Origin of the sequence: Hydrogenophaga electricum (assembly GCF_030160815.1) — a bacterium.
GTDB classification, from domain to species: domain Bacteria; phylum Pseudomonadota; class Gammaproteobacteria; order Burkholderiales; family Burkholderiaceae_C; genus Hydrogenophaga; species Hydrogenophaga electricum.
In genome coordinates, this window is sequence record NZ_BSPB01000011.1 from 50,854 (window position 1) to 62,363 (window position 11,510).

10 protein-coding genes are annotated in these 11,510 nt (G+C 68.6%); 1 reads left to right on the plus strand and 9 read right to left on the minus strand.

The genetic code is table 11. From position 1 onward, the window contains the following. Positions 1 to 73: 73 nt before the first annotated feature. The 4 genes from QQK43_RS09210 to QQK43_RS09225 are packed head-to-tail and all read right to left on the minus strand — an operon-like array spanning position 74 to position 5,249. Complete coding sequence (locus tag QQK43_RS09210; RefSeq protein WP_284307522.1) at positions 74 to 1,291, minus strand: MFS transporter; 1,218 nt, start codon at positions 1,289 to 1,291, stop codon at positions 74 to 76. A gap of 45 nt (positions 1,292 to 1,336) precedes the next feature. Continuing rightward, positions 1,337 to 2,440 carry a mechanosensitive ion channel family protein gene (locus QQK43_RS09215; RefSeq protein WP_284307523.1) on the minus strand — a complete coding sequence of 368 codons (1,104 nt, stop codon included), beginning with the start codon at positions 2,438 to 2,440 and terminating at the stop codon, positions 1,337 to 1,339. A gap of 39 nt (positions 2,441 to 2,479) precedes the next feature. Further along, positions 2,480 to 3,988 (minus strand): AMP nucleosidase, encoded by a 1,509-nt coding sequence (locus QQK43_RS09220; RefSeq protein ID WP_284307524.1) that lies wholly within the window; start codon positions 3,986 to 3,988, stop codon positions 2,480 to 2,482. A gap of 4 nt (positions 3,989 to 3,992) precedes the next feature. Then, complete coding sequence (locus QQK43_RS09225; protein WP_284307525.1) at positions 3,993 to 5,249, minus strand: MFS transporter; 1,257 nt, start codon at positions 5,247 to 5,249, stop codon at positions 3,993 to 3,995. Positions 5,250 to 5,367: 118 nt separating this feature from the next. Here QQK43_RS09225 and QQK43_RS09230 point away from each other — a divergent pair, with 118 nt between their 5' ends. Then, positions 5,368 to 7,254: an ABCB family ABC transporter ATP-binding protein/permease gene (locus QQK43_RS09230; RefSeq protein WP_284307526.1), complete on the plus strand. Its 1,887-nt coding sequence runs from the start codon at positions 5,368 to 5,370 to the stop codon at positions 7,252 to 7,254. Here the strand turns inward: QQK43_RS09230 and QQK43_RS09235 are convergent. The 5 genes from QQK43_RS09235 to QQK43_RS09255 form a co-directional block, all read right to left on the minus strand. Beyond that, a complete protein-coding gene (locus QQK43_RS09235) occupies positions 7,233 to 8,021 on the minus strand; it encodes a hypothetical protein (protein WP_284307527.1) in 789 nt (262 codons plus the stop codon). The genes QQK43_RS09230 and QQK43_RS09235 overlap by 22 nt on opposite strands. Continuing rightward, positions 8,021 to 8,707, minus strand: coding sequence for a TetR/AcrR family transcriptional regulator (locus QQK43_RS09240; protein ID WP_284307528.1), 687 nt, complete (start codon positions 8,705 to 8,707; stop codon positions 8,021 to 8,023). The genes QQK43_RS09235 and QQK43_RS09240 overlap by 1 nt, the downstream gene beginning before the upstream one ends. Before the next feature lie 178 nt (positions 8,708 to 8,885). Next, positions 8,886 to 9,395 (minus strand): phasin family protein, encoded by a 510-nt coding sequence (locus tag QQK43_RS09245; protein WP_284307529.1) that lies wholly within the window; start codon positions 9,393 to 9,395, stop codon positions 8,886 to 8,888. 78 nt (positions 9,396 to 9,473) lie between these two features. Then, positions 9,474 to 10,163, minus strand: a complete 690-nt coding sequence (locus tag QQK43_RS23415) for a DUF2817 domain-containing protein (protein ID WP_348533528.1) — start codon at positions 10,161 to 10,163, stop codon at positions 9,474 to 9,476. Further along, a complete protein-coding gene (locus tag QQK43_RS09255) occupies positions 10,160 to 11,386 on the minus strand; it encodes a M20 aminoacylase family protein (protein WP_284307530.1) in 1,227 nt (408 codons plus the stop codon). Before QQK43_RS09255 ends, QQK43_RS23415 begins: the two co-directional genes overlap by 4 nt. Positions 11,387 to 11,510 lie beyond the last annotated feature (124 nt).

The following is an 11,510-nucleotide window of genomic DNA, read 5'->3' on the forward strand; positions in this document are numbered from 1 at the left end:
TTGCAACAAGCTGCAAGCCACCGGCTGCGGCCTTGACGTGGCGCAAGGCCGGGTACGCCAAGGCCGTGGCGGATCAGCGGGCGGACTGGGCGCCGTGCAGACGCAGCCGGCGGGCGAGCAGCATGGAGCCCAGGCTGGCGGCAACGCCCACCAGCCCGGCCCAGCCGTAGTGTTCGAGATGGCCGCTGGCGTCGCGGCTGATGATCCAGCCGCCCAGGAACGAGGCCACGCCCATGGCGGCCGACTGCACCGCCGCGTTGAGCACGAGAAAGGTGCCGCGCTGCTGCGGCGCGGGTGCCGACGTGATGAGGGCCATGCCGGGGATCATGCGGCCGTTCATGCAGACGAAGAAGCCGGTGGACACCAGCAGGACTGCCCACAGCGGTGCGGGGGGGATCAGGGTGGTGGCCATCAGCGGGAGCGTGACCGCACAGCCCATGAAGGTGAAGGTGCGGACCTTGCCGAGCCGGTCGGTGAGCCGGCCGAAAAACCGCGCCGTGATCAGGGTGGCGATGCCCCCACAGAGGTAGACGTAGGGGATCTGGGTGTCCGTCATGCCCAGGTTGGCCTGCATGTAGAGGGTGATGAAGGGGATCACCGTGAACCCGGTGAACATGAGCAGGGCCGAGAAGGCGAAGGCCAACAGGTGGTCGCGGTGGACGAGCACCCGGCCGATGCCGCGCCACACGGAATGCGTGCGCGGGGCATCGAGGTGGGTACGCAGGCGGGGCAGGGTGAGCCAGGCACCGACCCCCAGCGCCGCACTGAACAGCGCGATGGCGACGAAAGTCAGCTGCCAACCCCAGAGGCTGGCAATGAACAGGCCGATGGGAACACCTGCCACGGTGGCGACGGAGAAGGACGACATGACAATGCCCATGGCGCGACCGCGACGCTCGAACGGCACCACGTCGGCCACGATGGTCTGCGAGAGGGCCGAGAGCACGCCGCCGAACAGGCCGGCTGCCACGCGCGCCATCATCAGAAAACCGTAGCTGGTGGCGAGTCCGCAGGCCAGGGTGGCGATGGCAAACAGGCCGTACAGCCACAGCAGCAGGTGCTTGCGGTCGAAACGGTCGACATAGGTGGCAGCGGCCAGGCCGGAGGCCCCGGCCGACAGCGTGTAGGCCGATACCAGCAACCCGAACTGTGCATCGCTGATGCCGAACAGCCGCGTGAACTGCGGCCCGAGCGGCATCATGATCATGAAGTCCAGGATGTGCGTGAACTGGATGCCGGCGATGGTCAGCAACAGCCAGCGTTCCCGCTGGGGGGAGAAAAATGGGGTCATGAAGCGGGTCAGGAAAAAAGCCCGGCCCGCGCCGAGCACCCACGCTCAGGTGGGTGCGGGCTCCTGGGGAACGGGCAGGGTATCGACGTGCAGCGTCTGGGTCGGCAGCGCCACGCGCGCACCGTGGCGCTCGATGATGTGGCCAATGGCCAGCAGCCATTCGTGCTTCAGAGACTGGAACTCGGCCCAGACACGCTGCAGCGTGAAAGCATAGATCATGATGTCCAGCGAACTGGTGCCGAACCGGTTGAAGTTGACGATCAGCAGTTCCCGGGTGTCGATGGCGGGGTGCTGGCTCAGGTAGCGGCGAATTTCGGTGACGATCGCGTCGACCTGGGCCAGGTCGTCGTAGCGCACGCCGATGGTTTCGGTGAAGCGCCGGTGGGTCATGCGCGAAGGGTTCTCCACCACGATGTTGGTGAAGACCGAGTTGGGCACGTAGATCGGGTTCTTGTTGAAGGCGCGGATGCGGGTGTGGCGCCAACTGATGTATTCGACCGTGCCTTCCAGGCTCTTGTCGGGCGATCGGATCCAGTCGCCGACGCTGAACGGGCGGTCCAGGTAGATGGTCAGGCCGCCGAAAAAGTTGGCCAGGATGTCGCGTGCGGCCAGGCCGACCGCGATGCCACCCACGCCCCCCAGGGCCAGCAGGCCACCGATCTGGAAACCCAGGGTCTGGGCCACCGTGATGGTGGCCACGACGACGACGATCAGGCGGGCCAGCTTGCTCAGAGCCAGGGCGGTGGTCAGGTCGAAGGCGGGGTCCTGCGCCTGGCCGCGTGCGATGGTGTGTTCGGACGCGCGACCGATGAACTGCCAGAAGAACCAGGCCACCGTGAGCACGATGCCGATGTTGCGGGCCAGCCCGATGGTGGGGCTGAAGTCGGGCTCGGGCCAGTGGCGCTGCAGGGCGGTCGCGGCCCAGGTCAGGGCCACGATCCAGATCAGCAACTGCACGGGCCGGCGAGCGGATTCGACCAGGGCTTCGTCCCAGACGGTCTCGGAGCGCCGGGTCCAACGGAGCAACTGGTTGAAAAGGACGCGGGTGACCTGGCTCACGACCAGGGCCATCAGGAGCACGGCCAGGGTGATGGCCAGCCAGATATCGACGTTGAGAAGGTGGGCGAGGCGTTCTTGGATGGGGGTCATTCGATCGGGAAAGGCTCGGGAACGTGACGGTGCGGGCGCTTACTGGAACGCCACTTCGGCAAAGCTGCGCAGCTTGCGGCTGTGCAACTGGTCGACCCCGCCCTGGCGCAGAAGTTCGATCGCGCGGATGCCGATGCGCAGGTGCTGGTCCACGCGCTCGCGGTAGAAGTGGTTGGCCATGCCGGGCAGCTTGATCTCGCCATGCAACGGCTTGTCGCTCACGCACAGCAGGGTGCCGTAGGGCACGCGGAAGCGGAAGCCGTTGGCGGCGATGGTGGCGCTCTCCATGTCGAGCGCCACCGCCCGGCTCTGGCTGAAGCGGCGTTGCGGCGTGCTGGGCACGTTGCGCGTGGGCAGCAGTTCCCAGTTGCGGTTGTCGGTGCTGGCCACGGTGCCGGTGCGCATGATGCGCTTGAGTTCGGACGGGGGCATGCCGGTCACGTCGGCCACGGCGGTTTCCAGCGCCACCTGGATCTCGGCCAGCGCCGGGATCGGCACCCATAGGGGCAGTTCTTCGTCGAGCACGTGGTCCTCGCGCACGTAGGCGTGTGCCAGCACGTAATCGCCCAGTTGCTGGCCATTGCGCAACCCGGCGCAGTGGCCGAGCATGAGCCAGGCGTGCGGGCGCAGCACGGCGATGTGGTCGGTGATGGTCTTGGCGTTGGCGGGGCCCACACCGATGTTGACCATGGTGAGGCCGCTGCGGTCGGCGCGCAGCAGGTGGTAGGCCGGCATCTGGGGCAGGCGCGGCAAGGCCTTGCCCAGCGCGTCGATGGCCTCGGCGCCCAGGCCGGTGCGGCGCGTGATCAGGTTGCCGGGCTCCACGAAGGCGATGTAGTCGCTCGCCGGGTCGGCCATCTCGGCGTGGCCCAGGCGGATGAATTCGTCGATGTAGAACTGGTAGTTGGTGAACAGCACGAAGTTCTGGAACCACTCGGGCGCGGTGCCGGTGTAGTGGCGCAGGCGCTGCAGCGAGTAGTCGACGCGCGCGCCGGTGAACAGGGCCAGTGGCAGGGGTTCGCCGGGCGCGGGTTCGTGCGTGCCGTTGGCGATGCCATCGTCCATCACCGCCAGGTCGGGCAGGTCGAACACGTCGCGCATCAGGGCGCGCCGCGCGGCATCCATCTCGCCTTCGACGTGGTCGTGTTCGGCAAACGAGAAGTGGATGGGGATCGGCTGGGCGCTGATGCCCACTTCGAGCCGGCCGCCATGGTTGGCCATGAGCAGCCGGAACTGCTCCAGGTAATAGTCGGCAAACAGGTCGGGGCGGGTCAGCGTGGTTTCGTATCGGCCCGGCCCGGCCACGAAGCCGTAGCTCAGGCGGTTGTGCAGGCCCGCCTCCTGGCGCGAGACGCTGTGCGAGTGCAGGCGCACGAAGGGGTAGCAGGCGCGCACGCGCTGGTCCTCGAAGGGCCGGCCGGCGACGAACTCCCGCAGCGCCGCGCGCAGGAAGCCGATGCTCTGGTCGTACAGCCGCTGCGCCTGGGCCAGTGCGGCGGCGGGGTCTTCGAAGAACTGGGGCGCGGTGAATTCGGGTGTCTGGTGCATGGGCTTATTGTCGTGTGGGTGGTGTCTGCACGGGCTCGCCCGGCGCGCGGGGCAGTTTCCAGAAAGCCAGGCCACCGAGCACCAGCATCAGGCTCATGGTGGCCAGGGCGGCGGACAACGGATCGAGGCCAGCCGCGGGTGCCAGCGTGGCGGCCAGGCCGCTGAGCCACTGCATGAGCGAGATGCCAAGGAACATCGCCATGGTGAACAGCGACAGAGCCCGTCCGCGCGCCGCAGCAGGGTAGGCGCCGTGCACGTAGCCGTATTGCAGCAGCCCGTAACCGGACAGCAGGCCATAGACGATGGGCAGCGCCACGTCCAGCCAGAGGCTGTGGGTCAGGGCCATGCCCATCAGCAGCGTGGCCGCCGCGAGCGAAAAACCGATGAGCCAGTGCACGCGCCGCTCGCCGCCGGGGTCGATGCGGCCGAACACGGCCGGGCTGAGCATGCTGCCCAGCGTCACCAGCAGGGCGACGTTGCCGCTCTGCACCAGCGTCAGGCCGTGTCGTTCGATCAGCACCGGGCCCAGCCACAGGCCGCGCAGCGTGATGAAGCCGGCGTACGCGACCGCCGCGTAAAGCACCAGTCCGGCCGTGTGCGGCAGCCGGAACAGGTCAAGCAGCCCGCCGAAGGCCTGCTTCAGCTGGGGGCGTGCAATCGGCGCCTGCACGGAGTGCGCGCCGAGCGAGCGCTCGCGCACGCGCCAGAAGATGGCCAGCCAGGCGGCGATGCCCAGCAGCGCCAGCACCCCGAACGACCAGCGCCAGGACGAGATTTCGATCATGGCGGCCAGTGGGGTGGCGGTCAGCAGCACCCCGAGGCCGCTCAGGCTCATGATCAGCCCGGAGGTGGGCGTGAACCGCTCGGGGCCGAAGTGGCGCGCAATGAACACCGTGCACACCAGGAAGGCGGGCGAGCAGCCGGTGCCGATGAGCACCTGGCCCAGCAACAGGACCTGAAAGCCGGGAGCCAGGGCAGACACCACGGCACCCAGGATGGCCACGGGGAAGGCGGCCAGGATGGTGCGGCGCACGCCGAAGACGTCGATGGTCACCCCGAACACCAGTTGCATGATGCCGAAGGAGAAGTGGAAGGCTGCGGCCCACAGCCCCAGTTGCTGGTTGGACAGCGCCAGTTCCTGCGCCAGCGGCGGGCCCATGATGGCCGCGACCGTGCGGAAGGCCTGGCTCAGGGTGAAGGCGCTGGTCAGGGCCAGCAACATCGGCCAGACCAGCCGGGAGGGAGAGGACGGGAGATTCATGCGGGATGGCCCGGGCCATGTCGGCCCTGTTGGGAACCCCGATTTTGCGGGTGTTCCCGCGGTCTTGCCGGGCCTTGGCCGATACTCCATCTCCTGCCCCGCCGGTCCTCACAAAAAAATGCGCTCATCGTCCCCCGCCAGCACTGCGGTGCTGCCCGACAGCCCGGCCCATGCCCGGCCCGACTCCCGTTCCGATTGGGCCACGCTGGCCCGGCTGCTGCCCTACCTGTGGGGCTACAAGTGGCGCGTGATGGCCGCCCTGGCGTTCATGGTCGCGGCCAAGGCGGCCAACGTGGGGGTGCCGCTGCTGCTCAAGGAACTGGTCGATGCCATGAGCATCGCGCCCGGCAGCGCCCAGGCTTTGCTGGTGGTGCCCGTGGGGTTGTTGGTGGCCTATGGGCTGCTGAGGCTGTCCACCAGCGTGTTCACCGAGCTGCGCGAACTGGTGTTTGCCAAGGCGACCGAGGGGGCCACGCGCAGCATCGCCCTGCAGGTGTTCGGCCACCTGCACGCGTTGTCGCTGCGCTTCCATCTGGAGCGCCAGACCGGTGGCATGACGCGCGACATCGAGCGCGGTACCCGCGGCGTGCAGCAGCTCATCTCGTACTCGCTCTACAGCATCTTTCCCACCCTGATCGAGGTGGTGCTGGTGCTCACGCTGCTGGGCACGAAGTTCGACATGGGCTACGTGTGGATCACGCTGGCGGCCTTGGTGGTGTACGTGGGTTTCACGGTGTCGGTGACGGAGTGGCGCACCCGTTTCCGCCGTGAAATGAACGAGCTGGAGTCGCGCAGCCAGACCCGGGCCATCGACTCGCTGCTGAACTACGAGACCGTCAAGTACTTCAACAACGAGGCCTTCGAGGCCCACCGCTACGACGAGGCGCTGGAACGCCTGCGCAAGGCCCGCCTGAAAAGCCAGACCACGCTGTCGATGCTCAATGCCGGGCAGCAGATGATGATCGCCGTGGCGCTGGTGGCCATGCTCTGGCGCGCCACACAGGGGGTGGCCGCCGGCCACATGACGCTGGGGGACCTGGTCATGATCAATGCGTTCATGATCCAGCTGTACATCCCGCTGAATTTCCTGGGTGTGCTGTACCGGGAAATCAAGCAGAGCCTGACCGATCTGGACAAGATGTTCACGCTGCTGGAAAAGGAGCGCGAGATTGCCGACGCGCCGGACGCGCGGCCGTTGCGCCTCGACGGGCCGCCGGCGGTGCGTTTCGAGCAGGTGCGCTTCGGCTACGAAGCCGGGCGCGAGATCCTGCACGGCATCAGCTTCGAAATCCCGGCCGGCGAGACGGTGGCGGTGGTCGGCCCCTCGGGGTCGGGCAAGTCGACGCTGGCGCGGCTGCTGTACCGTTTCTATGACATCGACGCCGGCACCATCACCCTGGCCGGGCAGGACATCCGGCAGGTGACGCAGGCCAGTCTGCGTCAGGCCATCGGCATCGTGCCGCAGGACACGGTGCTGTTCAACGACACGATCGAATACAACATCCTCTACGGTCGCCCGGATGCCGGGCACGACGCGGCGGTGGCGGCGGCGAAGGCCGCCCACATCCACACCTTCATCGACAGGCTGCCGCAGGGGTATGGCAGCATGGTCGGCGAGCGGGGACTCAAGCTGTCGGGCGGGGAGAAGCAGCGCGTGGCCATTGCCCGCACCCTGCTCAAGAACCCGCCGGTGCTGATTTTTGACGAGGCCACCTCGGCGCTGGACTCGGCCAACGAGCGGGCCATCCAGGCGGAGTTGCAGCGCGTGGCGCAGGGCAAGACGGCGCTGGTGATCGCGCACCGGCTGTCCACGGTGGTGGACGCGCACCAGATCCTGGTGCTGGAGCATGGCCACATCGTGGAACGTGGCACGCACCCGCAACTGCTGGCGCTGGGTGGCGTGTATGCGGGCATGTGGGCACTGCAGCAGAGCGGTCGCGATGCGGCAACCGCCGCCGCCCCGGAGCCCGTGCCCGCGGCGGCTCAGCCGTCGAGCCCGGCCTGAACGGCTTCCAGGTACAGCCGCTCCATCGCGTCGACGGGTGGCAGTGTCGCCGCCCGCTCGCGCAGGCGGCGGGCTTCCGCTTCGGCGGCGGCGCCGTCGAGCATGACCAGGCCCTGTGCGCATTCGTGCAGCGTGACGGGGGATTCGGGTTGCAGGGCCAGAGCCTGGCTGTAGTGCAGACGGCCCAGCGATTTGCGCGCGCCGTGCGTCATGCCGCCGATCAGCTCGCCGACCTTGTCAATCACTTCGGCGTGAAAGTTCGCCAGCGCCAGGTGGGCGTCGGCATGGGCGGGCGCCAGCGCGACCGTGCGCTCCAGGCTGCTGCGCACGCGACCGCCCAGGCCCCGGGCCAGCGCTTTGGCCACGCTCACGCCCTGGCTGTAGCGCCCCAGGGCATGGCCCTGCCAGTACCAGCCGGCCGGCTGCTGCGGCGCCAACTCCTGCTGGCGGCGGGCACGCTCGGCAACGTCGAGCAGCATGACCAGCCGGCGGGGCTCGCTGGGCTCGACATAGATGGCCTGCATGCAGGTGGCCTTGTGCGACAGCGACAGGCCGGGCGTCCCCAGCGCCAGACCGGCGCGTGCGGCGGCCTCGAAACGGCCCTGGTGGTAGAGCACCCAGGCTTGCAGCAGGGCGGGGTCATCGGGCAGGGGTTCGGCGTCGCCGCCGTGCAGGCGCGGCCACAGCCGCACCACGTCGTCGGCTTCGAGCGCGGTGCGCGCTGGGGCAGGGCAGGCTGGCCAGGATTCGGAGACGGTGGCTTCCATCAGGCGGTTTCCTCCCGTTCGGTCGACGCGGTTGCAGGGCGGTAGGCGTCGGCCAGTTGGCGCAGGTGTTGGCGCTGCGCGGGTTCGAGGTAGGGGGTGAGCTGGTGCAGCACGTGCCAGGCCCCGCGCCACAGGGCCTGCCCGGCGTGTTCGGGCTCCAGTGCTTGTCGGGGAGCGCGCACGAATTCAAAGCTCAGCCAGTAGGTGAGCAGCACCACCATGCTGTCGGCGGTCGGGGCCACCTCGCGGCTGTCCATGTCGACCGCACCGTGCAGGCCCATGTGTGTGAGCATGCCGCGCAGGGCACGGGTTTTGTGGGCAATGACGCCCTGCAGACGGGTTTCCAGCAGTCGGTTGCGCGACAGCAGGTCGTTGAGGTCGCGGTACAGGAAGCGATGCTCCCAGAGGGTCTCGAACAGCGTGTGCAGGAAGAACCAGGCGTCTTCCACGTCGCGCACGCCGCCCGCTGCGTCGAGCACCGGCGTCAGCGCACGCTCATACCGCTCGAACAGGGCGTTGACCAGTTCGTCCTTGGCCGGGTAGTGGTAATACAGGTTGCCGGGGCTGATGCCCAGTTCGTTGGCGATCAGCGTGGTGGAAACATTGGGCTCGCCGAAGCGGTTGAACAGGACCAGCGTGGTTTCCAGAATGCGCTCGGCTGTTCGGCGAGGGGCTTTTCTGGGCATGGCTTGTCTCCGCAGTCTCCATGGTGGCCGGTCGGCGACGTGCTGGCACGCCGGGCGCTGACCAATGGGTTGGGGTGCGCCATCGTGGGCACCTCTTGCGGATCAGTGTAGACCACTGGGACGCGCTGGCATGCTGCGATGCAGCATGCCAGCGCCCTGGCGAACGACGCTGGCCGGGTCAGTTGGCGTCGGGATCCACACCGGTTTTGGGGCCTGCGGCTTTGCGGGCGGCCGGGCGTTTGCGGGCCGGAGCCGGCGACCGGGGGGTGCCCGGCGTGGAGGGCTGTGCCTGGGCGAGGCGCTCGACCTGCTGGCTCAGCGCTTCGATGCGTTCGGCCAGGGCATCGATGTCCCGGGCCGCCGGCACCCCGAGCTTGCGCAGCGCCTTGGCCACGCGGTCCTCGAACAGGTTTTCCAGCTTGTCCCATTGCCCGGCAGCGCGGTGGCTGAATTCACCGGCCAGGGCGTTGGCGCGCTGGGTGGCTTCGGCCATGCGCTCTTCGGCCAGGGCATGGGTTTTGCGCTGCATGCTCAACCCTTCGTTGACCAGGCTTTCGAAGGCCTTGCTGCCTTCGGCCTGGGCCTTGGCGAAGGCGCCCAGGCCCGCCAGCCAGATCTGCTGGGCCGAATCGCGGATGTGGTGGGCGGTGTCTGCGGCGTCAGGGGGCGGGGTTTTGCGCGTGACCATGATCGGGTTCCTTGAGTGAGGAGGAGAACGGCCCGGAAACTGTAGGCCGCGCGGCACGCTCGCGGTAGGGGCCGGGGTCTAAACGTCCGCTGCGAGAGCGTTGTCCGAGGGGGCCGCCAGTTCGGCCACGCCCGCGAAAAGGGCCTGCCGCGCGTGCACGATGAGAGGGGCACAGTCGGCGTTGGTCCAGATGCTGTGGGCTGGCACCGGCCCGCAAGGCAGGGCACGGCAGCGAACGCTGGCCTGCGGGCAGGCCTGTTCCAGCAAGGCCTGCAGCACGTTGATGCCGGGATCAGGGGGGGCGCTGGTACAGAGATCGAGCCAGAGCACGCGCCGGGCATGCCGGCCATGCGCCTGCAGGATATGAAGCCAGAGCCCGGTGAGCGATCCGCTGGCAGCGGTTTCGGCCGGTGCCGGCCGGGGCGGGCGCTGGAACGAGCAGGCCTCGGGGTCGAGCGCGTGCACGTACAGCACCGCGACGCCCGCCGTGTGGGTCTGTTCGCGCCAGGCGGCGTCGTGCAGGGCAAACACCTGGACGCCCGATCCGACCCGCCCATCGGGGCCGTGACGGCCACTGCTGAGGATCAGCAGCGCGCCCGCGTCGGATGCGCCGTCCCGCGCCGTGTCGATGGCCAGGGTCTCGCCATCGGCGCCCATCCCGGGCAGCGGATGGCTGCCCAGGGCTGTGCCGGCGGTGGCGGCCGCTTCGAGAAACTGCACACGGGCCCGCGCGTAGGCGGGGGCAAAAGCGGCCGCCGGTCCGATCATGCGGACGGGGGGCGTGGCTGCCCCAGCCAGGTTTCGGCCAGCCGCACCCAGTAGGTGGCGCCGAGCGGGATCAGGTCGTCGTTGAAGTCGTAGTGCGGGTTGTGCAGCATGCAGGGGCCGACGTCGTGGCCACCGCCCTCGTAGGCGGCGCGGTGCGCGCCGTCGCCGTTGGCGATGAACAGGTAGCAGCCCGGCCGCTCCTGCAGCATGAAGGCGAAATCCTCGGCGCCCATGGTCGGCTCCTGCACCAGCACCTGGTCATCGCCCACGATGTCGGCCAGCACGCGGCGCGCGAACGCCGTCTCGGCCGGGTGGTTGACAGTGGGCGGGTAGTTGCGGCGGAAGTGGAACTCGGCGCGGGCGCCGAATGCGGCGGCGGTGTGTTCGGCAATTTCGCGCATGCGCCGCTCGATGAGGTCGAGCACCTCGAAGGTGAAGGTGCGCACCGTGCCCTGGATCTCGCAGCTGTCGGGTACCACGTTGGTGGCCTCGCCAGCGTGGATCATGGTCACGCTGATCACGCCGGCGTCCACCGGTTTCTTGTTGCGCGTGATGATGGTCTGGAAGGCCTGCACCATCTGGCAGGCCACCGGCACCGGGTCGATCCCGTTGTGCGGCAGTGCCGCGTGCGAGCCCTTGCCCCGGATGGTGATGCGGAATTCGTTGCTCGACGCCATGACCGGCCCCGGGCTGGCGGCGAAGCTGCCGACCGGCATGCCCGGCCAGTTGTGCATGCCGAACACGGCCTCGACCGGGAACTGCTCGAACAGGCCGTCCTGGATCATTTCGCGGGCGCCGCCACCGCCTTCTTCGGCCGGCTGGAAGATCAGGTAGACCGTGCCGTCGAAGTGCCGGGTTCTGGCCAGGTGCTGGGCCGCGGCCAGCAGCATGGCGGTGTGTCCGTCGTGGCCGCAGGCGTGCATCTTGCCGGGCTCGGTGCTGGCGTGGGCGAAGGTGTTGAGCTCGGTCATGGGCAGCGCGTCCATGTCGGCCCGCAGGCCGATGGCCCGGCCACTGGCGCCGCCATCGCGGCCATGCACGGTGCCGACCACGCCGGTGGTGCCCAGGCCCCGGTGCACCGAGATGCCCCATTCGGTGAGCTTGGCGGCCACCAGATCGGCGGTGCGCACTTCCTTGAAACAGAGTTCGGGATGGGCGTGCAGATCGCGGCGCAGGGCGGTCATGCTGGCCGCTTCGGTGAGGAGGGAGTCGATGAGCTTCATGGTCGTTCGGCGTTCGGGCGGTGCGCCCCGGCGCACCGCAATGGCTGGCGCAAAGCCATGGTAGCGAAGATGGCGCTCAGGCGCACCTTTTCGCCCCGCAGGCGGGGCTGCTATCCTGCCACGG